Source organism: Stenotrophomonas muris (genome assembly GCF_052751275.1).
Genome location: NZ_CP199879.1, coordinates 4,163,892 through 4,188,475, shown reverse-complemented (window position 1 = coordinate 4,188,475; position 24,584 = coordinate 4,163,892). Strand labels below are relative to the sequence as shown.

The 24,584-nt window shown below is 67.0% G+C and carries 19 protein-coding genes; 10 read left to right on the top strand and 9 right to left on the bottom strand.

Annotation, left to right across the window (positions count from 1 at the left end):
- The first annotated feature begins 127 nt into the window (after positions 1–127).
- Positions 128–874: a KilA-N domain-containing protein gene (locus ACUVWL_RS19410; protein ID WP_014648638.1), complete on the top strand. Its 747-nt coding sequence runs from the start codon at positions 128–130 to the stop codon at positions 872–874.
- Between the two features lie 74 nt (positions 875–948).
- Here ACUVWL_RS19410 and ACUVWL_RS19405 read toward each other — a convergent pair whose 3' ends face one another.
- The 9 genes from ACUVWL_RS19405 to ACUVWL_RS19365 form a co-directional block, all read right to left on the bottom strand.
- Positions 949–1,308 (bottom strand): hypothetical protein, encoded by a 360-nt coding sequence (locus ACUVWL_RS19405; protein ID WP_014648639.1) that lies wholly within the window; start codon positions 1,306–1,308, stop codon positions 949–951.
- Between the two features lie 53 nt (positions 1,309–1,361).
- On the bottom strand, positions 1,362–1,778 hold the full coding sequence (locus ACUVWL_RS19400) for a roadblock/LC7 domain-containing protein (RefSeq protein ID WP_014648640.1): 417 nt from the start codon (positions 1,776–1,778) through the stop codon (positions 1,362–1,364).
- Complete coding sequence (locus tag ACUVWL_RS19395; RefSeq protein WP_014648641.1) at positions 1,771–2,319, bottom strand: GTP-binding protein; 549 nt, start codon at positions 2,317–2,319, stop codon at positions 1,771–1,773. Before ACUVWL_RS19395 ends, ACUVWL_RS19400 begins: the two co-directional genes overlap by 8 nt.
- Positions 2,312–3,277: a hypothetical protein gene (locus tag ACUVWL_RS19390; protein WP_014648642.1), complete on the bottom strand. Its 966-nt coding sequence runs from the start codon at positions 3,275–3,277 to the stop codon at positions 2,312–2,314. Before ACUVWL_RS19390 ends, ACUVWL_RS19395 begins: the two co-directional genes overlap by 8 nt.
- A 316-nt stretch (positions 3,278–3,593) precedes the next feature.
- The gene (locus ACUVWL_RS19385; RefSeq protein ID WP_046432822.1) at positions 3,594–5,816 is read right to left on the bottom strand and encodes an NADP-dependent isocitrate dehydrogenase; all 2,223 of its coding nucleotides are present in this window, start codon (positions 5,814–5,816) and stop codon (positions 3,594–3,596) included.
- 357 nt (positions 5,817–6,173) lie between these two features.
- Positions 6,174–6,686, bottom strand: a complete 513-nt coding sequence (locus tag ACUVWL_RS19380; protein WP_014648644.1) for a hypothetical protein — start codon at positions 6,684–6,686, stop codon at positions 6,174–6,176.
- A gap of 45 nt (positions 6,687–6,731) precedes the next feature.
- On the bottom strand, positions 6,732–7,025 hold the full coding sequence (locus ACUVWL_RS19375) for a LysM peptidoglycan-binding domain-containing protein (protein WP_005419771.1): 294 nt from the start codon (positions 7,023–7,025) through the stop codon (positions 6,732–6,734).
- A gap of 285 nt (positions 7,026–7,310) precedes the next feature.
- Positions 7,311–8,129, bottom strand: a complete 819-nt coding sequence (queF, locus tag ACUVWL_RS19370; protein WP_049420832.1) for an NADPH-dependent 7-cyano-7-deazaguanine reductase QueF — start codon at positions 8,127–8,129, stop codon at positions 7,311–7,313.
- 529 nt (positions 8,130–8,658) lie between these two features.
- Positions 8,659–9,978 (bottom strand): M20 family metallopeptidase, encoded by a 1,320-nt coding sequence (locus ACUVWL_RS19365; RefSeq protein WP_046432850.1) that lies wholly within the window; start codon positions 9,976–9,978, stop codon positions 8,659–8,661.
- A gap of 186 nt (positions 9,979–10,164) precedes the next feature.
- On the opposite strand from ACUVWL_RS19365, the gene ACUVWL_RS19360 reads away from it, so the two are divergent.
- The 9 genes from ACUVWL_RS19360 to ACUVWL_RS19320 all read left to right on the top strand — a co-directional run bounded on the left by ACUVWL_RS19360 (position 10,165) and on the right by ACUVWL_RS19320 (position 24,453).
- Positions 10,165–11,409, top strand: a complete 1,245-nt coding sequence (locus ACUVWL_RS19360; protein WP_014648647.1) for an efflux RND transporter periplasmic adaptor subunit — start codon at positions 10,165–10,167, stop codon at positions 11,407–11,409.
- A gap of 74 nt (positions 11,410–11,483) precedes the next feature.
- A complete protein-coding gene (locus ACUVWL_RS19355) occupies positions 11,484–14,717 on the top strand; it encodes an efflux RND transporter permease subunit (protein ID WP_046432840.1) in 3,234 nt (1,077 codons plus the stop codon).
- Positions 14,718–14,748: 31 nt separating this feature from the next.
- The gene (locus tag ACUVWL_RS19350; protein ID WP_142235103.1) at positions 14,749–17,871 is read left to right on the top strand and encodes an efflux RND transporter permease subunit; all 3,123 of its coding nucleotides are present in this window, start codon (positions 14,749–14,751) and stop codon (positions 17,869–17,871) included.
- A gap of 185 nt (positions 17,872–18,056) precedes the next feature.
- Complete coding sequence (yccS, locus tag ACUVWL_RS19345) at positions 18,057–20,234, top strand: YccS family putative transporter (RefSeq protein WP_164077917.1); 2,178 nt, start codon at positions 18,057–18,059, stop codon at positions 20,232–20,234.
- A 143-nt stretch (positions 20,235–20,377) separates the two neighbouring features.
- On the top strand, positions 20,378–21,172 hold the full coding sequence (locus ACUVWL_RS19340) for an SDR family NAD(P)-dependent oxidoreductase (RefSeq protein WP_049440057.1): 795 nt from the start codon (positions 20,378–20,380) through the stop codon (positions 21,170–21,172).
- A gap of 98 nt (positions 21,173–21,270) precedes the next feature.
- Positions 21,271–23,160 (top strand): MFS transporter, encoded by a 1,890-nt coding sequence (locus ACUVWL_RS19335; RefSeq protein ID WP_046432845.1) that lies wholly within the window; start codon positions 21,271–21,273, stop codon positions 23,158–23,160.
- Positions 23,161–23,382: 222 nt separating this feature from the next.
- A complete protein-coding gene (locus tag ACUVWL_RS19330) occupies positions 23,383–23,670 on the top strand; it encodes a CD225/dispanin family protein (RefSeq protein WP_005419784.1) in 288 nt (95 codons plus the stop codon).
- A gap of 34 nt (positions 23,671–23,704) precedes the next feature.
- Positions 23,705–23,983: a CD225/dispanin family protein gene (locus tag ACUVWL_RS19325; RefSeq protein ID WP_014648653.1), complete on the top strand. Its 279-nt coding sequence runs from the start codon at positions 23,705–23,707 to the stop codon at positions 23,981–23,983.
- Positions 23,984–24,027: 44 nt separating this feature from the next.
- Positions 24,028–24,453 (top strand): DUF2752 domain-containing protein, encoded by a 426-nt coding sequence (locus ACUVWL_RS19320; protein WP_445978669.1) that lies wholly within the window; start codon positions 24,028–24,030, stop codon positions 24,451–24,453.
- Positions 24,454–24,584: the final 131 nt, after the last annotated feature.

Genomic DNA, 24,584 nt, shown 5'->3' with positions numbered 1-24,584 from the left:
ACCATACGCTGGCGTGGGGTGGCTTGTGTAGGGCCACTGCATGCCGCGACAAACGCAACGATTCCTACAGACCTGATGCCTCCCTGCTGCCTACCCTTTCAGGCCCAACAACGGCACGAGGTGACGCATGCAGCAAATGACCTTTATTCCGCGCGTGGAGGAAGGCAACGTCATCCCGCAGCGCGCCCGCGACGGCTACATCAGCGCGACCGCCCTGTGCCAGTCCGTCGGCAAGCGCTGGTCCGACTACCGGGCACTGAAATCGACGGAGGAGTTCCTGCAGGAGCTCATGGCGCAGACGAAGCTGTCCGAGAATGAGCTGATCCACGTGGTATCCGGTGGGAACCCGGCCATGCAGGGCACCTGGATCCACCCGTACCTCGCCATCCACCTCGGCCAGTGGCTGTCGCGCAGGTTCGCAGTGAAGGTCTCGCAGTGGGTGGTGGAATGGCAGCAGGGTCGCGCCAATGCGTTGCTGCCCGTGCACATCGACCGCTACATGCAGAACCGTGCCAAGGTGCCGTACACCCATTTCTCGATGCTCAACGAGCTGACGTTGAACCTGATCGCACCGCTGGAGCAGGCGGGCTATACGCTCCCGCAGGCGCTGGTGCCGGACATCTCCGAAGGCCGACTGTTCTGCAAATGGCTGAGGGATCATCGTGGCGTCGACACCGATGCGCTGCCCACGTATGACCACGCCTACCCGGACGGCCGCACGGTGCAGGCCAAGCTGTATCCCAACGAGTTCTACGAGGACTTCCGCCGCCACTTCAACGAAGTGTGGCTGCCAGATCATGCGCCCAGGTACTTCGCCGCACGCGACAGCAAGGCTCTCTCGTTCGTCTCTGCACTGCTGCTTCCAGCAGCCTGAAGGCAGCGCCGAACGTGCTCGGCTGCTTCGGCTGGAAGCAGCCGAGCATGGTCCGGCGCTACGGAGGCGGCCGCTCAGATCGCCAGTTCGGCCTCCACGTCCTGCACCTTGCGCCGGGCCAATGCCAGGTTGGACTTGGTACGGTCCAGCACGATGTAGAAGAACAGGCCCTTCTTCTTCGCCACCGGGCGCATGATGTGGTACGCCTTGCCCAGCGAGATCAGGATGTCCTCGATGCTGTCGTTGAGGTTCAGCGATGCGGCGGTCTTCATCTTCGCGCGGATCACTTCGGTATTGCCGGCGGCGGCCACTTCCATGTCCATGCCGGCACCGGCTTCGCCCAGCAGCATGCCACTTTCGTAATCGACCAGCGCCACTGCCTGCGCGCCGTCGATGCCCATCAGTGCGTTCAACGAATCATTCAATCCAGCCACGTCGCACCCCTTGTCGATGTTGGTCCGAGCCCCTTGTTCCCCTGCGGCCGGGCTCACGATCCGCCGAGTTCGGCCAGGATCGCCTGGCCACATTCCCTGCTCTGCCACAGCACCTGGCCGATCACGCTGCGCTGGTCGCAGGCCGCCATCAGCAGCAACGGTGCGCGCCCTTCGGCCTGGATCGCCAGCATCAGCACCTTTCCGCCCGCCGCTTCCAGCATCAGTGTCTGCAGATCGCCCAGCACCAGTTCGCGCCCGACCGCCGCAGCCAGCGCCAGCATCGCGCTGGTCATCGCCGCCAGCCGTTCGCCGCGCCCTTCGGCGCCGGCGCTGACCAGGGCAAAGCCATCGACGCTGGCCAGCACGACCGTGCGCACGCCTTCGACCCGCTGCTGCAGGTCCTGCAGCAGGGGCTGCAGGCGCTCACGCTGACCGGCGTCGGGCAGTACCGCCAGCTGCCCGTCAGCCATGTGCAGCCACCAGTGCGTGCGCTTCCATTTCGCTCATCAGTACATCCATCAGCAGCAGTCCCTGTCCTCGGTCACGGGCATCCACGGCCAGCAGCGGCAGCGGCTGGTCGTCAAGGCAGGCACGGATGGCCCAGTCATCCAGTGCGGCCTGCGGTGCCTGGTCCAGGTGGGTGACCGCCACGACCAGTGCCAAGGATGATGCGAACGGCTGCAGCACCTGCAGATAGCCTTCCAGCTCGCTGGCCAGGCCGGCGCGGCGCGCATCCAGCAGCAGCACCGCGCCACGCGCGCCCTGCAGCAGGATCGGCCACAGGAAATCGAAACGCTGCTGGCCGGGTGTGCCGTAGAGACGCAGGCGTTCGCCGTTGGGCAGGTCGATGTCTGCATAGTCCAGCGCCACGGTGGTGGAGGCCTTGTCGGCGCCGAGGCGATCACTGTTGGCCACATCCGTGTCGACCACCGCGCCAGCCGCGATGCTGCGTACCAGCGTCGACTTGCCGCTGCCCATGCCGCCCAGCACGACCACCTTGTGCTCACGCATTGCGCTCGCTCCCGCGCAGGTGCCGCCACAGGCGGGCGAGCAGTCCGTTGTCGGTGCGGGTGCCACCTGCCGCCATCATCAGCGTCGCCGGGGCGGCCTGCAGCTGCGCGTAGCCACACAGATAGGCGGCATGGATGAAATCGCGAACGGCCGCCGCCGGCAGTTCGAGCAGCATCGTGCATTCCTCAACCGTACACGCACGCTTGAGCAGCAGCGAGCACAGGCGGAAGCCATCGTGGTCATGGCCCAGTACGCGGAAGTCCGGCCAGCGCAGCAGCTTCACCGAGGCGCCGCGCAGGCGCTCGTCCAGCGCCTGCCAATGGCGGCTGCGTTGCGCCCATTGCCACAGCAGTGGCCGCAGCGGCTGGCGTGGCCGCTCGCCGGCCAGGGCCTGCAGGCGCGCCGGTGTCAGCGCGTCCAGCTGCAGGCGCTCAAAGGCATCGGCCAGCCGCTCCACCAGCGCCGCAGCCGGCTCCTGCAACAGCACGGCCTGATCGTGCTCCAGATCCATCAGCAGCAGAGGCTCGCCTGCATCACCCAGCAGTGCCTGGCCCTGTCGCAGCGGCAGCCGCTCGCGCAGCAGACGGGTGATGGCGTGCGCGCCATCTGCCAGGCGGATCGGCGCAGGTGTCTGCATGACCAGGGGCTCCGGTGCCAACTGCATGCGACGCAACGCGCGACCGATGGCACCGTCATCAAGCACGTCCTGATGCCCGTCGCCATCACGCAGCTGGCCGCCGATGTCCTCGATCCAGCACTGCAGGCGCGGACGTTGCTGTCGCATGCGCTGGGCGGCGTTGCGCAGCGCCGGGGTATCGCGGATGACCAGCAGATCACAATCGTCCAGATCCTGGCTGCGGCGGACCTGGCCATCCGGCAGCGCCGAGGCCAGGCGCAGCCGTTGCAGCAGGGCCTGCTCGCCCTGGATATCGGTTCCCACTACCAGCACGCGTGCCATCCGTGTTCCCCGTGCGGCCACCTCCCCGGTGGCCTCGCGTCGCCAAGGCTAGGGCATCGCCAGCGGCGGCCGTCGTGATCGATTGCTCAGATTCAAGGCGACTGCGAAACCGCGCCGATCCATTCTGCGACCGCCATCGCGGGCAAGTTTCATGCCCCGTTGACGGCATTCCGACGACCGACGGATGTCACGGTTCTGGACACGGGTCGAATGGGGTCAGATCCCTTTTGCTTGCAAAAGGAATCTGACCCCAGCGCCATAAAAAGAAACCCGCGCCGAAGCGCGGGTTCCGGTGTCACGGCCGAACGGCAGTGGATCAGCCGCGCAGCTGTTCCAGCGCGGCGTTGAAGGTCGCGCTCGGGCGCATCGCCTTGCTGGCCTTGGCCACGTCCGGGCGGTAGTAGCCGCCGATGTCCACGGCCTTGCCCTGCACTGCGATCAGCTCTTCGACGATCTTCTGCTCGTTGTCGGTCAGCGTCTTGGCCAGCGGGGCGAAGCGCGCCTTCAGGGCGGCGTCCTCGTCCTGCGCGGCCAGGGCCTGGGCCCAGTACAGCGCGATGTAGAAGTGGCTGCCACGGTTGTCGATGCCACCCAGCTTGCGCGATGGCGACTTGTCGTTGTCCAGGAACTGGCCGTTGGCTTCGTCCAGCGCCTTGGCCAGCACACGGGCAGCGGCGTTGTCGTAGCGGTTGCCCAGGTGTTCCAGCGACGCGGCCAAGGCCAGGAACTCACCCAGCGAATCCCAACGCAGGTAGTCCTCTTCAACGAACTGCTGCACGTGCTTCGGGGCCGAACCACCGGCACCGGTCTCGAACAGGCCGCCACCGGCCATCAGCGGCACGATCGACAGCATCTTGGCGCTGGTGCCCAGTTCCATGATCGGGAACAGGTCGGTCAGGTAGTCACGCAGCACGTTGCCGGTCACCGAGATGGTGTCCTCGCCCTTGCGGATGCGGTCCAGCGAGAACGCGGTGGCTTCCACCGGCGGCAGGATGCGGATATCCAGGCCGGTGGTGTCGTGGTCCTTCAGGTACTGCTCGACCTTGGCGATGACCTGCGCGTCGTGGGCGCGGGCGGCGTCCAGCCAGAACACGGCCGGGGTGCTGCTCAGGCGGGCGCGCTCGACGGCCAGCTTGACCCAGTCCTGGATCGGCGCGTCCTTGGTCTGGCACATGCGCCAGATGTCACCAGCTTCCACGGCGTGCTCGAACACCACGGCGCCGGCATCATCGGTGACCTTGACCACGCCATCGGCGGCGATCTGGAAGGTCTTGTCGTGCGAGCCGTACTCCTCGGCCTTCTGCGCCATCAGGCCGACGTTCGGCACCGAGCCCATGGTGGCCGGGTCGAAGGCACCGTGCGCCTTGCAGTCGTCGATGACGGCCTGGTACACGCCGGCGTAGCAGCGGTCCGGAATGACCGCCTTGGTGTCCTGCAGCTTGCCTTCGGCATTCCACATCTTGCCCGAGTCGCGGATCATCGCCGGCATCGAGGCGTCGACGATCACGTCGCTCGGCACGTGCAGGTTGGTGATGCCCTTGTCCGAATTGACCATGGCCACGCCCGGGCGCTGCGCGTACTCGGCGGCCAGGTCGGCCTCGATCGCGGCGCGGGTGGCTTCAGGCAGCGACGGCAGGCGCGCAGCCAGGTCACCAATGCCGTTGTTGGCATCGAAACCGGCCTGCTTCAGCACGTCGGCGTGCTTGGTCAGTACGTCCTTGTAGAACTCGTTCACCGCCACGCCGAACATGATCGGGTCGGAGACCTTCATCATGGTCGCCTTCAGGTGCAGCGAGAACAGCACGCCCTGGGCCTTGGCATCGGCAATCTGCTCGCCGATGAACGCGGCCAGTGCCTTGCGGCTCATGACGGCGGCATCGACGATCTCGCCCGCCTTCACTGCGGTCTTTTCCTTCAGCACGACGGCGCTGCCGTCCTTGCCGTGGAAGGTGATCTTCAGCGAACCGGCGTTGGCCAGGGTGGCCGACTTCTCGCTGCCGTAGAAGTCACCGGCGGCCATGTGCGCGACGTGCGACTTCGAATCCGACGCCCAGGCGCCCATGCGGTGCGGATGCTTGCGCGCGTAGTTCTTCACCGACAGCGGTGCACGGCGGTCGGAGTTGCCTTCGCGCAGCACCGGGTTCACCGCACTGCCCTTGACCTTGTCGTAGCGCGCCTTGTAGTCGCGCTGCTGGTCGTCGGCCGGGGTTTCCGGGTAATCCGGCAGCGGATAGCCCTGGTCCTGCAGTTCCTTGATGGCCGCCTTCAGCTGCGGCACCGAGGCGGAGATGTTCGGCAGCTTGATGATGTTGGCGTCCGGGGTGGTCGCCAGCTGGCCCAGCTCGGCCAGGTCGTCGCTGACCTTCTGCGCGTCGCTGAGCAGTTCAGGGAACAGCGACAGGATGCGGCCGGACAGCGAGATGTCACGGGTTTCCACCACGATGCCTGCGGTGGCGGTGTAGGCGCCGACGATCGGCAGCAGCGACTGGGTGGCCAGGAACGGTGCTTCGTCGGTCAGCGTGTAGAGGATCTTGGACATGGGGGACTTGGACTCTGTAGCAGTGCTCAGGGGAAGGCCGGCGCCAGCGCCGGGCCACGTGCAACCGTGTCGCGCGCGGGGCCGGGCCCCACGCTTTCCCCCGTCGCCGTCAGGGTGGGCGCGCGGCGGGGAAACCCCTGCATTGTCGCGTTTTCAGCCGCGCGGGGCAAAGCTGTGCCATACGCGGCGGTACTGCACGGCGGCAACGCTGTGATCCATCCGCGCCAGGATGAAGCCCCCCACAGCATCAGCAGATCCACGCCATGCGTGGATGAAGCCAGCCATCGCCCAACAAAAAAGGACGCAGCCTCGCGGCTGCGTCCATCGTGAGCCCTGCCGGGAGAGAGTCGGCAGGACTTACTTGACCTCGAACTCCTGCGGCGTTCCGGCCGCCTTGCCATCGACGGTGACCTCGGCGCGGTACTTGCCGGCCGGCCAGCCCTTTGCATTCTTGAACGTGACGTTGGTGGTTTCCGCACCACTGGTGTTCAGGGTGGCGTTCTGTTCGCCGGCTACCTGGCCGTCCTGATAGGTCAGCTTGGCGCCAACGGTGACGTTGTTGGCAGCGCCGTCGGTCTTGACCGAGACGATGATGTCATCCTTCGGTGCGAACAAAGCCGTCGTCGCAACCGACTTGTCGGCGGCGGCGGTCTTGCCGACGGTGACCGACGAGACGTTGACCGCAGCGGCTTCGGCCATCGGCGGCGGTGCGCCGGTCATCGGCGCGGGAGCTGCGGGTTCGGCCGGGGCGGTCGCTGCCGGAGCGGCGTTGCTGTCGGTCGACTCTTCCTTCTTCTTGCAACCGACCAGGGCAACGCTGCCCAGCAGGGCGGCGATCAGGGCGGTCTGTAGCGGGGTGGTCTTGATCATTCGGGGTTCCTCCCAGGGATTGTCGGACGGCGTTCGATGGCCGGCTTACTTCGGCGGCAGTTTCAGGGTCTGGCCCGGGAAGATCTTGTCCGGGTCATCAAGCACATCGCGGTTGGCTTCGAAGATCTTTTTCCAGGCATTGGCGTCGCCCAGATGCTGCTTGGCGATCTTCGACAGCGAGTCACCCTTCTGCACGGTATAGGTGCCGCCGCTGACAACGTCTGCGGTGCTGTCCACCGAAGCGCTGACGCCGGAGAAGTCCGCCTTCGGCACCTGCTCGGCGGTACTGTCGACACTGCCACTGACGCCGGAGAAATCGGCTTTCTTCTCGGTACTCATCCACAACTCCCGTCTGCATGACTACGTGATTCGCACGGTGCCATGGAGGTTGTTAAATGGGGATGGTGCAGATGTGAAGCCGCCCCCCGGGGCGGCTGAACAATCGGGGGAATGGACGCCCGGTAGTGCCGGCCGCTGGCCGGCTGTGCCAGGGGGATCCGGCCTTGGCCGATTGCCGGCCAGCGGCCGGCTCTACCCGTAACCACCTGCGAATCATGGTAGTGCCGGCCGCTGGCCGGCGCTCGCCGGGCATGGCCCGGCGCAACGGGCAACCGCCTGTGGCGGTTACTGCCGCAGTTCGCGGTAGGTCGCAGCCGGGGCGGCGATGCCCGGGCTGGCACGCCAGGGGTTGATATCCAGGCCGCCACGACGGGTGTAGCGGGCCTCCACTTCCAGCCACTGCGGCTGGCAGCGCGCAGACACCTCGCTGAAGATCCGTTCAACACACTGCTCGTGGAACTCGGCGTGCTCGCGGTAGCTGACCAGGTAACGCAGCAGGCCGGCGCGGTCGATCTTCGGCCCGCGGTAGCGCAGGCTGACCGTGGCCCAGTCCGGCTGGCCGGTAACCGGGCAGTTGGACTTCAGCAGCGCCGAGACCAGGGTTTCCTCCACCACCTCGCCGGTATCAGCGGCGAGGAAGTCTGCCTGCGGCGGGCCGTAGCAGTCGATCTCCACATCCAGGCCGTCGATGGATTCACCGAGTGGCGTCTCGCGCAGGCCCGGCAGGCCGAACTCGACCTCCACCGGCGCACCGGCGCAGGCCGACAGGTCAGCCACCAGGCGCCCACGAAGTGCCTCGGCGCTGTCGATACGGGTGCTGTTGAGGGAGTTCAGGTACAGCTTGAACGACTTCGATTCGATCAACCGCGGTGAGGTGCACGGCACCTGCACGGTGGCGACGGCGACCTGCGGCTTGCCACGCGCGTCGAGCCAGCTCAGCTCGAAGGCATGCCAGCGGTCGTGGCCAACGAACGGCAGCGCGGCGTCATCGAGGCCGATCTCGGCGCGGGCGCCGATGCGGGGGATGGGGAACAGCAGGCCGGGATCGTACTGCGACGGGTAACTGACCTCGCGACCGAGGCTGGAATCCTGTGGGGTGTTCATGGGCGCCATTGTATCGCGCGGACGGCGGGCCTTCGGCCGGGCTGGCCAACGGCGGAGCCCCTCCGTGGTGGTTGTGTTGCCGGATACAGGAGCTGGCCGGGAGGGTGGGTTGGCCGGGGGACGCCGTGAATCCATCCATGGAGGCTCGGTCGCCGCATCCATGCGGCTCACGCCCCCAGCCAACCCACCCTCCCGGCCACGGACAATTTCCCGCGCCACCACGGGAAAGATCAGGAAAATCAAAATCAGAATCCGATCCTTCAGACGTTCATGACGTCCGCCGTGCCGACCAACGGTCGGCACCCACCAACAGCAGCGGGCACCAACAGCCGCGGGAAACTGTCGAAGGCGGGGTGGGTCCGGTTGAGGGGGTGTCCGCGGCATGGATGCCGCGGCCAAGCCCCCAGGGACGGGTTTACGGCGTCCCCCTCAACCGGACCCACCCCGCCATCCCACGGAATGCCCGCTGTTGACGTTGACGTTGCCGTTGATCCAAGCGGGTGCAGGGCTGCAAGCCCTGCGGAAACCCTCACTCCGCCGGGGTGCCGGCACCGTGCAGGTAATCCAGGCTCACCTGCAGCAGCGCGCGGAACCCGACATCCAGCGCCTTCTCATCCAGCAGGAACTTCGGCGAATGGTTGGCCGGCGCCGTTGCCGGGTCGATGCCCGCGCTGGTGGAGCCGACGAAGAAGAACATGCCCGGCACTTCCTTCGCGTACAGCGAGAAATCTTCCGCACCCATCTGCAGCGGTGGCTCGTATACGTTGTCCTTGCCCACCACCGCCTGCAGGCTCGGCAGCATCTTCGCGGTCAGTGCCGGGTTGTTCACCGTGGCCGGGTTGCCATCGGCTTCGTAGATCTCGGTCACCGCCTTGGCACCATGCGCGGCGGCGGTGTGCTCGGCCACGTTGCGCAGGTCGGCGAAGATCTGCTGGCGCATGCCTTCGTCGAAGGTGCGGATGGTGCCGACCATCTCCACTTCATCGGGAATGATGTTGTAGCGGATGCCGCCGTTGATCGCGCCGAAGGTCAGCACTGCCGGCTGCTTGGACAGGTTGGCGCGGCGGCTGACGATGGTCTGCGCGGTGCCCACCAGGTCGGCGGTGGCGACGATCGGATCAACCCCGTTCCACGGCGCCGAACCATGCGTCTGGCGGCCGATCACCTTGATCCCGAACCGGTCCGAGGCCGCCATCAACGGGCCACCGCGCACCGCGATCTGACCCACCTGCACGCTGGAGAACACATGCAGGCCGAACACCGCTTCCGGCTTGAAATCGGCGAACAGGCCTTCCTTCAGCATGAGTGCCGCACCACCCTCTTCCGGCGGCGGTGCGCCCTCCTCGGCCGGCTGGAAGATCAGCATCACCTGGCCCGGCAGGTCCTTCTTCATCGACACCAGTGCTTCGGCCACGCCGAGCAGGGTCGCGGTGTGCGCGTCATGGCCACAGGCATGCATCACGCCCACGGTCTGCCCGCGGTACTGGTCAGTGGCCTTGGAGGCGAACGGCAGGCCGGTCTGCTCGGTCACCGGCAGCGCGTCCATGTCGGCGCGCAGGGCGATCTTCGGCCCCGGCTTGCCGCCCTCGATGATCGCAACCACGCCGTGGTGGGCGATGCCGGTCTTCGGCTTCAGGCCCATCGCACGCAGGCGCTTGGCGACCTCGGCCGAGGTGCGCGCCTCGCGGTTGGACAACTCCGGATGCTGGTGGAAATCGCGGCGCCATTCGACCACCTTGGCCTGCAGCCGCTGCGCGGCGGCGGTCACTTCCGGGCGCTGCCCGTCCTGGGCGTGGGCAAGGGCCGGCAGGGCCAGCAGCAGGGCGGACAGCAGCAGCGAACGGCGCATCGCAATCTCCACAGCAGAAGGGTTCCAGCTGAATGTAGGGCAACACCGCCGCCACGGGAACCTCCGGCGCTCGATCCGGTCTTAGCGCCCGTCCCATCCGTCATGCAGGAAACGTGATGTGGCACAGGTATGCTTTGCGCATTGCCCCGGCGTCCCGCCTGGTCCAGCCCTCTCGGAGTCCTCGTAATGTCACGTGTTTGGAAGATCGTGCTGCTGGTCGTGGCAGTGCTGGTGCTGGCCGTGGTCGGCCTGCGCGTCATGGGCGGGGGCAAGGACAAGGCCGGTGGTGCAGCTGCGGGGGCGCGCCAGGGCGGCGAGGATCCGAATGCCGGTCCAGTACCGGTGACCGTGGTGGAGGCCACGCGCCAGGACGTGCCGGTGTATGCCAGCGCGCTGGGCACGGTGACTGCGATGAACACCGTTACCGTCAGCCCGCAGGTCGGCGGCCAGCTGATGAGCCTGAATTTCCGCGAAGGCCAGGAAGTGAAGCAGGGTGACGTGCTGGCGGTGATCGATCCGCGCACGGCCCAGGCCAGCTATGACCAGGCCGCCGCAGCCAAGCGCCAGAACGAAGCCCTGTTGGCCACTGCGCGCTCCAACTTCCAGCGCTCGAACGCGCCTGAGTATCGCCAGTACGTCGCCAAGACCGATCTGGATACACAGCGTAACCAAGTGGCACAGTACGAAAGCGCCGTGGCCGCCAACGAGGCCAGCATGCGTTCGGCGCAGGTGCAGCTGCAGTACACCAAGGTCACCGCACCGATCTCCGGCATCGCCGGCATCCGCGCGGTCGACGCGGGCAACGTGGTCAACGCCGGCACCGCGCTGGTCACGCTGACCCAGATCCATCCGATCCACGTGCTGTTCAACCTGCCCGAGCGCCAGCTCGGCGACGTGCGCCAGGCGCAGGCCGCCGGCACGGTGCCGGTGGCCGCGCTGGACCGTGCCGATTCGCATGTGTTGTCCGGCGACGGCAAGCTCGACGTGGTCGACAACCTGATCAGTGCCGACAGCGGCACGTTCAAGGCGCGTGCGATTTTCGACAACACCGACAACGGCCTGTGGCCGGGCCAGTTCGTCAACGTGCGCATGCAGCTGCGCACGATCGCCGGTGGTGTGGTCATCCCCACCCAGGCGGTGCTGCGTGGCCCGGATGGCGAGTACGTCTACATCGTGCAGGGCGACAACACGGTAAAGATGCAGACGGTGCGCAGCGGCGTGGAAGTGGGCGACAGCCAGGTGCAGATCGCCGAAGGCCTGAAGGGCGGCGAGCGGGTGGTCAGTGAAGGCCAGTTCCGCCTGAAGCCGGGCAGCAAGGTCACCGCGCTGAAGCCGGGCGAGACCCCGGCCGCACCGACCGAGGCCGAACTGAAGGCGGCCGAGCAGAAGAACGCAGGCGGCGGTGGCCGTCGCGGTGGTGGCCCGCGCTGAGCGCAGGCCACTGATCTCCCTCGCGCCGGCATACCCGCCGGCGCCGACATTGAAGTGCCAGCAAGGATCAGTCCGTGGGCTTTTCGACGATCTTCATCCGCCGCCCGATCGCCACCTCGCTGTTGATGGCGGGCCTGTTGCTGCTGGGCATCCTCGGTTACCGCAAGCTGCCGGTGTCGGCGCTGCCGGAAATCGATGCGCCCAGCCTGGTGGTCACCACCCAGTACCCCGGTGCCAACGCCACCACCATGGCTTCGCTGGTCACTACCCCGCTGGAGCGCCAGTTCGGGCAGATTTCCGGGTTGGAGCTGATGACCTCCGACTCGTCGGCCGGGTTGTCGACGATCATCCTGCAGTTCTCGATGGACCGCGACATCGACATCGCCGCGCAGGACGTGCAGGCGGCGATCCGCCAGGCCACCCTGCCCTCGTCGCTTCCCTACCAGCCGGTCTACAACCGGGTGAATCCGGCCGACGCGGCCATCGTCACCCTGAAGCTGACCTCCGACACGCGCCCGCTGCGCGACGTCAACAATTACGCCGACTCGATCCTGGCCCAGCGCCTGTCGCAGGTGCAGGGCGTGGGACTGGTGTCGATCGCCGGCAACGTGCGCCCTGCCGTGCGCATCCAGGTCAATCCGGCGCAGTTGTCGAACATGGGCCTGACCCTGGAGCAGCTGCGCAGCGCACTGACCCAGGCCAACGTCAATGCGCCCAAGGGCTCGTTGAACGGCAAGACGCAGTCCTACAGCATCGGCACCAACGACCAGCTGGCCAGCGCCGCCGAGTACCGCGACACCATCATCAGCTACAAGAACGGCCGCCCGGTGCGGCTGTCGGACGTGGCCGAGGTGATCGATGGCGTGGAGAACGACCAGCTGGCCGCCTGGGCCGATGGAAAGCCGGCGGTGCTGCTGGAAGTCCGGCGCCAGCCTGGTGCCAACATCGTGCAGACCGTCGAGCGCATCCGCGCGATCCTGCCGCAGCTGCAGGGCGTGCTGCCGGCCGACGTGCACCTGGAGATCTTCAACGACCGTACCGAGACCATCCGCGCCTCGGTGCATGAAGTGCAGTTCACCCTGATCCTCACCATCGGCCTGGTGGTGGCGGTGATCTTCGTGTTCCTGCGCCGGTTGTGGGCCACGATCATCCCGTCGGTGGCAGTGCCGTTGTCGCTGGCCGGCACCTTCGCGGTGATGGCGTTCGCCGGCATGTCGCTGGACAACCTCTCGCTGATGGCGCTGGTGGTGGCCACCGGCTTCGTGGTCGACGATGCGATCGTGATGATCGAGAACATCGTGCGCTACATCGAGCAGGGCAAGAGTGGCAAGGAAGCGGCCGAGATCGGCGCGCGCCAGATCGGCTTCACCGTGCTGTCGCTGACCGTCTCGCTGGTGGCGGTGTTCCTGCCGCTGCTGCTGATGCCCGGCGTCACCGGACGCCTGTTCCACGAGTTCGCGTGGGTGCTGAGCATCGCGGTGGTGCTGTCGATGCTGATCTCGCTGACGCTCACCCCGATGATGTGTGCCTACCTGCTCAAGCCCGACGCCCTGCCCGAGGGCGAAGACGCGCATGAGCGCGCGGCAGCGGCCGGCAAGCAGAACCTGTGGACACGCACCGTCGGCCTGTACGAGCACAGCCTGGACTGGGTGCTGGGCCACCAGCGCCTGACCCTGGCCGTGGCCGGTGGTGCACTGGTGCTGACCGTGCTGCTGTATGTGCTGATTCCCAAGGGCCTGCTGCCCGAACAGGACACCGGCCTGATCACCGGCGTGGTGCAGGCCGACCAGAACATCGCCTTCCCGCAGATGGAACAGCGCACCAAGCAGGTCGCCGAAGCACTGCGCCACGACCCGGATGTGACCGGCGTGTCGGCGTTCATCGGTGCCGGCAGCATGAACCCCACGCTCAACCAGGGCCAGCTGTCGATCGTGCTGAAGGAGCGCAGCCAGCGCGATGGCCTGGAGCAGATCCTGCCGCGCCTGCAGAAGGCGGTGGCCGGAATCCCGGGCGTGGCGCTGTACCTGAAGCCGGTGCAGGACGTGACCCTGGATACCCGCGTGGCCGCCACCGAGTACCAGTACTCGCTGTCGGACGTCGATTCGGCAACGGTGGCGACCCAGGCCACGCGCCTGACCGAAGCGCTGCGCAAGCGCCCGGAACTGGCTGACGTGGACAACAACCTGTCCAACCAGGGCCGCGCCCTGGAGCTGAACATCGACCGCGACAAGGCCAGCGTGCTGGGCGTGCCGATGCAGACCATCGACGACACGCTCTACGATGCGTTCGGCCAGCGCCAGATCTCCACCATCTTCACCGAGCTCAACCAGTATCGCGTGGTGCTGGAAGTGGCGCCGGAGTTCCGCACCAGCACCGCGTTGATGGAGCAGCTGGCGGTGGCCTCCAATGGCGCCGGCGCGCTGACCGGCACCAACGCCACCAGCTTCGGCCAGGTCACCTCGTCCAACTCGTCGACCGCCACCGGCATCGGCGCGCAGAACACCGGCATCACCGTCGGCGCCGGCAACATCATCCCGCTGTCGGCGCTGGCCGAAGGCAAGGTGAGCAGCGCGCCACTGGTGGTCAGCCACCAGCAGCAGCTGCCGGCGGTGACGGTCTCGTTCAACGTGGCGCCGGGCTATTCGCTGTCCGAAGCGGTGCGTGCAATCCAGGAGACCAAGGACAGCCTGGACATGCCCACCCACCTGCATGCCGAGTTCATCGGCAAGGCCGCCGAGTTCACTGGCAGCCAGACGGACGTGGTGTGGCTGCTGCTGGCCTCGCTGGTGGTGATCTACATCGTGCTGGGCGTGCTGTACGAGAGCTACATCCACCCGATCACGATCATCTCCACGCTGCCGCCGGCCGGTGTCGGCGCGCTGCTGGCGCTGATGCTGTGCGGCCTGAGCCTGTCGGTGGATGGCATCGTCGGCATCGTGCTGCTGATCGGCATCGTCAAGAAGAACGGCATCATGATGGTGGACTTCGCGATCGAGGCCCGCCGCGCCGGTGCCAACGCGCACGAAGCAATCCGCCGTGCCTGCCTGCTGCGCTTCCGCCCGATCATGATGACCACCGCCGCGGCCATGCTGGGCGCGCTGCCGCTGGCCCTGGGCACCGGGATCGGCTCGGAGCTGCGCCGCCCGCTGGGCATCGCCATCGTCGGCGGCCTGCTGCTGTCGCAGCTGGTCACGCTGTACACCACGCCGGTGATCTACCTGTACATGGAGCGCTTCTCCGAGTGGCTTGCCCGCCGCCGCGAGCAGCGTGCGTTGCGCGACGGGTCGCTGCAGGAGCCGCAGGCATGATCCACGCCCCGCTGCTGCGGGGGGCCGCGCGATGAACCTGTCCGGCCCCTTCATCCGCCGCCCGATCGGCACCGCGCTGCTGGCCATCGGCCTGTTCATGGTCGGCCTGATCTGCTACCTGCGCCTGGGCGTATCGGCACTGCCGAACATCGAGATCCCGGTGATCTTCGTGCATGCCAGCCAGTCCGGCGCCGATGCGGCGACCATGGCCTCCACGGTTACCGCGCCGCTGGAACGCCATCTCGGCCAGCTGCCGGGCATCGACCGCATGCGCTCGTCGAGCTCGGAAGGCAGCTCGCTGGTGTTCATGATCTTCCAGAGCGGCCACAACATCGATTCGGCCGCGCTGGACGTACAGACCGCGATCAACTCGGCGCAGGCCGACCTGCCCTCGGGCATGGGCTCGCCGATGTACCAGAAGGCGAACCCGAACGATGACCCGGTGATCGCCATCGCGTTGACCTCGCAGACGCAGTCGGCCGATGAGCTGTACAACGTCGCCGATTCGCTGCTGGCGCAGCGCATCCGCCAGATCAGTGGCGTCGCCTCGGTCGACATCGCCGGCGCGTCGACGCCAGCGGTGCGCGTGGACGTCAACCTGCGCCTGATGAACGCGCTGGGCCTGACCGCCGATGACCTGCGCAATGCGGTGCGCGCGGCCAACGTGACCTCGCCCACCGGCTTCCTCAGCGACGGCAACACCACCACCGCGATCATCGCCAACGATTCGGTGGCGCGTGCGGCCGACTTCGCCGATCTGGTGGTCAAGACCCAGGGCGATGGCCGGGTGATCCGCCTGAAGGACATCGCCAACGTCTACGACGGCCAGCAGGATGCCTACCAGGCCGCGTGGTTCGACCACAAACCGGCGGTGGTGATGTACGTGTTCACCCGTGCCGGCGCCAACATCGTGGAGACCGTGGACCGGGTCAAGGCGCAGATCCCGACCCTGCGCGACTACCTGCAGCCAGGCACCACGATGACGCCGTACTTCGACCGTACGCCGACCATCCGCTCGTCGCTGCATGAAGTGCAGATCACGTTGCTGATCAGCCTGGCGATGGTGGTGCTGACCATGGCGCTGTTCCTGCGCCGGCTGGCACCGACGCTGATCGCCGCAGTGACCGTACCGCTGTCGCTGGCCGGTGCCGCGTTGGTGATGTACGTGATGGGCTTCACCCTGAACAACCTGAGCCTGCTGGCGCTGGTGATCGCGATCGGCTTCGTCGTGGACGATGCGATCGTGGTGATCGAGAACATCATGCGCCACCTCGATGAGGGCATGCCGCGCATGCAGGCGGCGCTGACCGGTGCGCGCGAGATCGGCTTCACCATCGTCTCGATCACCGCCTCGCTGGTCGCGGTGTTCATCCCGCTGCTGTTCGCCAGCGGCATGATGGGCGCGTTCTTCCGCGAGTTCACCGTCACCCTGGTGGCGGCCATCGTGGTCTCGATGATCGTTTCGCTGACGTTGACCCCGGCGCTGTGCAGCCGCTTCCTCAGCGCCCATGACCACAGCGCGCCGCCGTCGCGCTTCGGACGCTGGCTGGATGCCGGCCACGAGCGCATGCTGCGCATCTACACCGTGTTCCTGGACTTCTCGCTGCGCCACGCGCTGCTGCTGTCGCTGACGCCGCTGATCCTGATCGGCGCCACCATCTTCCTGTTCGGGGCGGTGAAGAAGGGCGCGTTCCCGCCGCAGGACACCGGCCTGATCTGGGGCCGCGCCAATTCCAGCGCCACCGTTTCCTTCGAGGACATGGTCGCCCGCCAGCGTCGCATCACCGACATGCTGATGGCCGACCCGGCAGTGAAAACCGTGGGTGTGCGCCTCGGCAGCGGCCGTCAGGGCTCCAGTGCACAGTTCAACATCGAGCTGAAGTCACGCAGCGACGGTCGCCGCGAAACCACCGCACATGCGTTGGCGCGACTCAGTGCCAAGGCCGATCGCTACCCCGACCTGCAGTTGCGCCTGCGCGCGATCCAGGACCTGCCCAGCAACGATGGCGGCGGTTCCAGCCAGGGCGCGCAGTACCGCATTTCCCTGCAGGGCAACGACCTGGCTGCTTTGCAGGAATGGCTGCCCAAGCTGCAGGCGGAACTGAAGAAGAACCCGAAGCTGCGTGACGTCGGCACCGACGTGGACAATGCCGGACTGCGCCAGAACATCCAGATCGACCGCGCCAAGGCCGCGCGCCTGGGCATCACGGTCGGCGCCATCGACGGCGCGCTGTACGGTGCGTTCGGCCAGCGCCAGATCTCCACCATCTATTCGGACATCAACCAGTACAGCGTGGTGGTCAACGCCCTGCCCTCGCAGACCGCCACCCCGGCGGCGCTGGATGAGGTGTACGTGCGTGCGCGCAACGGCGACATGGTGCCGATCACCGCGGTGGCCACGCAGATGCCCGGCCTGGCCCCCTCGCAGATCACCCACGAGAACCAGTACACGACGATGGACCTCAGCTACAACCTGGCTCCGAACGTGAGCATGGGTGAGGCCAAGGCGATCATCGATGCCACCGTCGCCGGCATGCGCATGCCTGGCGACATCCGCCTGGCCGACGATGCGGGCTTCGGCTTCAATTCAGATCCCAGCGACATGCTGATCCTGGTGTTTGCCGCGATCCTGACCGTCTACCTGGTGCTGGGCATGCTCTACGAGAGCCTGATCCACCCGGTCACCATCCTGTCCACGCTGCCGGCGGCGGGCGTCGGTGCGCTGCTGGCGTTGTTCGGCACCAACACCGAACTGTCGGTGATCTCGATGATCGCGCTGGTTCTGCTGATCGGCATCGTCAAGAAGAACGCGATCATGATGATCGACTTCGCCCTGGTGGCGCAGCGCGAGCATGGGCTGGCGCCGCGCGATGCCGCACGCGAGGCCAGCATCGTGCGCTTCCGCCCGATCATGATGACCACGATGGTCGCGATCCTGGCCGCCGTGCCGCTGGCGATCGGCCTGGGTGAAGGGTCCGAGCTGCGCCGCCCGCTGGGCATCGCGATGATCGGCGGCCTGCTGTTCTCGCAGAGCCTGACCCTTCTCAGCACGCCGGCGCTGTACGTGATCTTCTCGTGCCTGGCCGAGCGTTGGCGCGCACGCCGCGCACGCAGGCGCGAAGCCAAGCTGCTCAAGCGCGCGCAGCGGGCGTAGAAGGGCCCATCCACGCGCGGCGTGGATCTATGGGTAGAGCCGGCCGCTGGCCGGCTTTCTCCGTACCGCAAATCTGCCGGCCAGCGGCCGGCACTACCACTACCGTGGGTGCGGACCGTTGGTCCGCACTCCATATTTCACCCCACACCCGCAATAATGGTCGGAGACCCTTCCACCGAGCCTGCATGTCCGCCCGACAATCCCGCCTCAGCCGCCTGTGGGCCCACGAGAAGGCCAGTTACGGCCTGCGGGTGTTCATCGCCCTGACCGCGGCGCTGGCGGTGTGCTGGCAGCTGGATGCGCTGACCGCCTTGCCCGGCGTGTTCCTCGGCATCATCGCCAGTGCCATCGCCGAAACCGATGACAACTGGTGGGGCCGGACCAAGGCGGTGGCGCTGTCGCTGCTGTGCTTCTGCATTGCCGCAGCATCGGTGATCTGGCTGTTCCCGTGGCCGTGGATCTTCATCGGCGCGCTGGCGCTGTCCACCTTCGGCCTGACCCTGCTCGGCGCGCTCGGCGAGCGCTATGCGTCCATTGCCCAGGCCACGGTGACGCTGGCGATCTACACCATGATCGGCCTGGAACAGCACGGTGCCAGCGACCTGCACAGTGCGCTGGAAGCGGTCAGCCACCTGCTGGCCGGTGCGGTCTGGTACGGCCTGCTGTCGATCCTGTGGACCGCGCTGTTCGCCAACCGGCCGGTCCGCGAGCGGGTGGCGCGACTGTACGTTGAGCTGGGCCGCTACCTGCAGCTGAAGGCCGCGCTGTTCGAGCCGGTGCGCGAAGCCGACCTGCAACGTCGCCAGCTCGACCTGGCCGAACAGAACCGCCGCGTGGTCGGCGCGCTGAACGAGGCCAAGACCGCGATCCTGGCCCGCTTCGGCCGCTCCGGCCGACCCGGCGTGAACTCCGGCCTTTACCTGCGCCTGTACTACATGGCGCAGGATTTCCACGAGCGCGCCAGTTCCTCGCATTACCCGTACGGCGCGCTGGTGGACGCGTTCTTCCACAGCGACGTGCTGTACCGCTGCCAGCGCCTGCTTGACCTGCAGGGACAGGCCTGTGCCCGCCTGGGCGAGGCAATCCGGCTGCGCCGTCCGTTCGTGTACGGCGAAGGCAACCAGCAGGCCGGGCGCGACCTGGCCGATGCGCTGGCCTACCTGCGCGACCAGCAGCGGCCGCAATGGCAGCGCCTGCTGGGCTCGCTGGACCTGCTGGTGCACAACCTGCGCAGCATCGAACGGCGCCTGCTGGATGCCGAGCGCTCTGAAGCCAGCCTGGACAACGTCGATACCCGCCTGCGCGACAGCAACCCACACACCCTGCGCGAGATGGGTGTGCGCATCCGCCAGCAGCTTACGCCCGGCTCGGTGCTGTTCCGGCATGGGCTGCGCATGGCGCTGGCGCTGATTGCCGGCTTTGCAGCGATCCGCCTGTTCAATGCGCAGAACGGTTCGTGGGTACTGCTGACCATCGTGTTCGTGTGCCGGCCCAACTTCGGCGCCACCCGCCAACGCCTGGCCCAGCGCATCGTCGGCACCCTGGCCGGACTGGTGCTGACCTGGGCGCTGCTGCAGCTGTTCCCGCAGCTGCACGTGCAGCTGCTGATCGCCTTGCTCTCTGCACTTCTGTTCTTCTTCACCCGCACCGACCGCTACCTGGTGGCGTCGGCGGCGATCACGGTGATGGCGCTGACCTGCTTCAACCTGATCGGCGACGGCTTCGTGCTGATCGTGCCGCGCATGGTCGATACGGTGCTGGGTTGCGCGATCGCAGCGGCGGCCGCGTTCCTGGTCCTGCCCGACTGGCAGGGCCGGCAGCTGCATCTCGTCCTGGCACGCGTGCTGGACACTGCGGCTCGCTACCTGGATTCGGTGCTGGGCCAGTACCGCAGCGGCATGCGCGACGACCTGGCCTACCGCATCGCGCGGCGCGACATGCACAACGCCGATGCCGCGCTGTCCACCGCACTGTCGAACATGCTGCGTGAGCCCGGCCATGTGCGCCGCAATCTGGATGCCGGCTTCCACTTCTTGGCGCTGTCCAACACACTGCTGGGACACCTGTCGGCGCTGGGCGCGCATCGCGACCAGGTGGACAGCTATGCGGGCGACCCGCTTGCATTGGCGGCCGGCGAGCGCGTGCGCAAGGCACTGCAGCAACTGGCCTCGGCGCTGACCGCACGGCAACCGGTCGCCGACGATGACAACGACGCCGACCGCGCGGTGGCCGCCGAGCTGGAGCAGATCGACGAGGCGATGCCGCCGAAACTGCAGCTGATCCGCACGCAGATGGCGCTGGTACTGCGAATGCTGCCGAAGGTGCGGGCAGCGGCCAATGAAGCGGTGACCAGCCTGACCTGACTCCTCATCGCTGATCGGAGATCCCACCCACGCGTGGCATGGGTCAATTGCGCCGTGTGCAACGGCGCGTTGCGCGTGGCGCTGCGGTTCGATCACGCGGCCGCGCGGATACTGGGCAATTCCCCCCGCTCCGGACTATCGCCATGAAAATCGAGCTCAGTGGCCGCACCGCGCTGGTCACCGCCTCCACCGCCGGCATCGGCCGGGCCATCGCCCAAGGACTGGCCAGCGCTGGTGCGCGTGTCATTCTCAATGGCCGCAGCACCGACAGCGTCGAGCGCGCCCGCCGGCACCTGCTCGCCACCGTACCGGGAGCCGACGTGCTCGGCCTCGCCGCCGATCTCTCTGATGCAGCCGGTGTCGAAACACTGTTGGCCGGCCTGCCCAAGGTCGACATCCTGGTCAACAACGCCGGCATCTTCGGCCCACAGGACTTCTTCGAGACCGATGACGCGACCTGGGAGCGCTACTGGCAGACCAACGTGATGTCCGGCGTGCGCCTGTCGCGTGCGCTGCTACCGGCAATGGTCGATGCCGGCTGGGGCCGCGTGCTGTTCATTTCCTCCGAATCAGCGCGCAACATTCCCGCCGACATGATCCATTACGGGGTCAGCAAGACCGCGCAGCTGTCGTTGTCGCGCGGCTTGGCCAAGCGCGTGGCCGGCAGTGGCGTCACCGTCAACGCGGTGCTGCCCGGCCCGACCCTCTCCGATGGTTTTGCGGCGATGTTCGAGGATGAACGCCAGCGCAGCGGCAAGCCGCTGGAGCAGATCGGCCGTGAGTTCGTGATGGCGCACCGGCCGTCCTCGGTGATCCAGCGCACCGCCACGGTCGAGGAAGTGGCCAACATGGTGGTGTACCTGGCCTCGCCGCAGGCATCGGCAACCTCGGGTGCGGCGCTGCGCGTGGATGGCGGCGTGGTCGACGATATCGTCTGAGAGTGCTGGCAGGTGTGCGGACCAACGGTCCGCACCCACAGGTCCGCACCCACAGCAGAGGGGAAGGAATGCTAGGCTGCGCCGGTCAAGGAGGTTCCATGTCCGGTCACAACCAGTTCGCCCTGCTGCGCCAGCGCCGTTTCCTGCCGTTCTTCGTGGTCCAGGCGCTCGGTGCGTTCAACGACAACGTGTACCGGCAGGCGATCATCAGCATGTTGCTGTTCATGGCTGTGCCGGAGGAAGAACTGGGGTTGTACGCCACCCTGGCACCGGCCATCTTCATCCTGCCATATTTCCTGTTCTCGGCGCTGGCCGGGCAGATCGCCGACAAACTGGAAAAATCGCGACTGATCGTGATCACCACCACCATGGAGATCGTGATCATGTCGCTGGCGGCCACCGGCTTCCTCACCCAGAGCCTGCCGGTGCTGCTGGTCGCGCTGTTCTGCACCGGCATGCAGTCCACCCTGTTCGGCCCGGTGAAGTACTCAGTGCTGCCGTCGGTGCTCAGGCCAGAAGAGCTGACCGGCGGCAACGGCCTGGTCGAGATGGGCACCTCGATGTCGATCCTCTCCGGCATGATCGTCGGCGGCCTGGTGTTCACCGTGGCTGGCAGTCACGGCACGGTGGTGGCCGCGTGCGCGATCATCGCCCTGGCGATCTGCGGCAACATCGCCGCCCGCCTGATTCCCAAGGTCGATGCCGGCGACCCGAATCTGAAGATCAACTGGAACCCGTTGCCGGAATCGCTGGCGGTGCTGCGCATGGCGCGCCAGCAGAAAGCCGTACGCAACTCGATCCTGGGCGTGTCCTGGTTCTGGTTCGTCGGCACCGTGCTGACCTCGCAGTTGCCGGCCTATGCGGTGACCAACCTGGGCGGCCAGCCGACCCTGTACATCTTCGCGCTGGCCCTGTTCTCGGTGGGCACCGGCGTCGGCTCGCTGCTGTGCGAGAAGCTGTCAGCACGTACGGTGGAAATCGGCCTGGTACCGCTGGGCGCGTTCGGCATGACCGCGTTCCTGCTCGACCTGTACTTCGCCCGCAGCGGCGAAGCGACAGTGCACGGGCTGACCATCGGGCCGTTCCTGCAGCAGCCCGGCAGCATCCGCATCGTCATCGACCTGATCGGCATCGGCCTGTTCACCGGCATCTTCGTGGTGCCGCTGTTCGCACTGATCCAGAGCCGCACGCCGAAGGCGCAGATGTCGCGCGTGTTCGCCGCACTGAACATCCAGAACTCGGGCTTCATCGTCGCTGCGGCGCTGCTGTCGCTGGCCGCCCACAAGCTGCTGCACTGGACCATTCCGCAGCAGTTCCTGGCGCTGGCCATCGCCAACGCGCTGGTGGCGATCTACATCTTCACCATCGTCCCCGAATTCCTGATGCGCTTCCTCAGCTGGCTGATGGTGCGCACCCTGTACCGGCTGCGCCCGCACGGCATCGAGGCCAACGTGCCGGACGAAGGCGCCGCACTGCTGGTCTGCAACCACGTCAGCTACATGGACGCGCTGATCCTGTCGGCGACCATCCCGCGCCCGGTGCGCTTCGTCATGTACTACAGGATCTTCAACATCCCGGTGATGCGCTGGATCTTCCGGACCGCCAAGGCGATCCCGATTGCCGGGGCGCGCGAAGACCCGGCGCTGATGCAGCGTGCGTTCGATGAGATCGACGCGGCGCTGGCCGAAGGCGAACTGGTCTGCATCTTCCCCGAGGGCGCGCTGACCCGCGACGGGCAGATGGCGCCGTTCAAGTCCGGCGTCGAGAAGATCCTCGAGCGGCGGCCGGTGCCGGTGGTGCCGATGGCGCTGCGCGGCATGTGGTCGAGCATGTGGAGCCGCCGCGACAGCCGCCTTGGCCGCATGCGGGTGCCGCGTCGTTTCCGCGCCACGGTCGAGGTGGTGGCGGCACCGGCCGTGGATGGCCACGCCACCAGCGCCCCGGTGCTGGAGGCCCAGGTGCGGGCCCTGCGTGGTGATCACGCCTGATCGACCGCACGGACACGGGTAGACCGTCCCAGCGACAAGCCCCCCATCCTCGCCCTCCGATGCATCGCAGAGGTCCGTCAGATGCGTCAGATCAAGGGCCATACCGGCCAGTATCTGACTGTAACCGCATACATGCAGCGCGGGTTGAGGTAGATTACGCACCCACAGGGGGGAGGTTCGGCCGTTTCATCATGGCCGGCCACCAAGGAATGGAGTCTTGCTTTGAATCAACCGCCACCGCTCAGCCGTCCGGTCTACATCCCCAACCATCTGGTCTGGGCGATCCTGACGACGCTGTTCTGCTGCCTGCCGTTGGGCGTGGTGTCGATCGTCTATGCCTCCCAGGTCGATGGCCGCCGCGCCGCCGGCGACCTGCCGGGGGCCTACAGTGCGTCGCGCAAGGCGGGCTGGTGGGCGGTGGCTTCGGCCGTGGCCCTGCCGGTCCTGTTGCTGTTGTGGTTCGGGCTGTTCGGCGGCTTGGCCGTACTGGGCGCTCTTTCCGACCAATGATTCACCACCACCACCCATCAAGGAGCTTGAACCCATGAACACCGCCACTCCGCAGGTCCCGAACAATCTGGTCTGGGCCATCCTGAGCACCCTGTTCTGCTGCCTGCCGGCCGGCATCGTGTCGATCGTCTACGCCGCGCAGGTCAACGGCAAGCTGGCCGCTGGCGACATCGCCGGTGCCCAGGACTCCGCCGCCAAGGCCAAGAAGTGGGCGATCTGGTCGGCCATCGCCGCCGTCGTGGTCGGCGTGCTGTACGGCATCCTGATCGTCGCTGTCGGCGGCATGGGTGCGATGAACAACAGCGGCTACTGATCCGCGTGGACGGATCCGGCGCCCGCGCCGGATCCGTTGCTGCAATGTCCGCACTTCCCGCCCGCTCCCGATTCGCCCGCTGGGCACCGCTGCTGGCCGCCACCGGCCTGGCCGCCGGTGCCGCGGTGGTGCTGCGCAATGTCAATCCGTATGTCTCCGGCAATCCTTTGCCGAGCTGCCCGCTGTACGCGCTGACCGGCCTGTACTGCCCGGGCTGTGGCAGCACCCGCTGCCTGTATTCACTGGTACATTTCGACCTGCCCGGCGCGATGGCGATGAACCCGCTGCTGGTCATCAGCCTGCCGTTCCTGCTGCTGATGCTGCTGAACGTCGCCGGCATCCGGCCGCGCGTGCTCGACCCGCTCATGCGGGTACTGGCCAATCCAACGTTCTGGCTCTGGGTGCTGCCCGGGTATGCGCTGCTGCGCAACCTGCCGTGGGCGCCGTTCACCGCACTGGCACCGATCTAGGTTTCCAGCCAACGGCCGCAGCCCCTCGTGGTGGGCGGCGTTTGAAGGCAGAAGCCTTGGGGTTGGCCGGGCAGGATGGGTTTGCGGGGGACGCCGTGAATCCGTCCGTGGAGGCTTGGCCGCGGCATCCA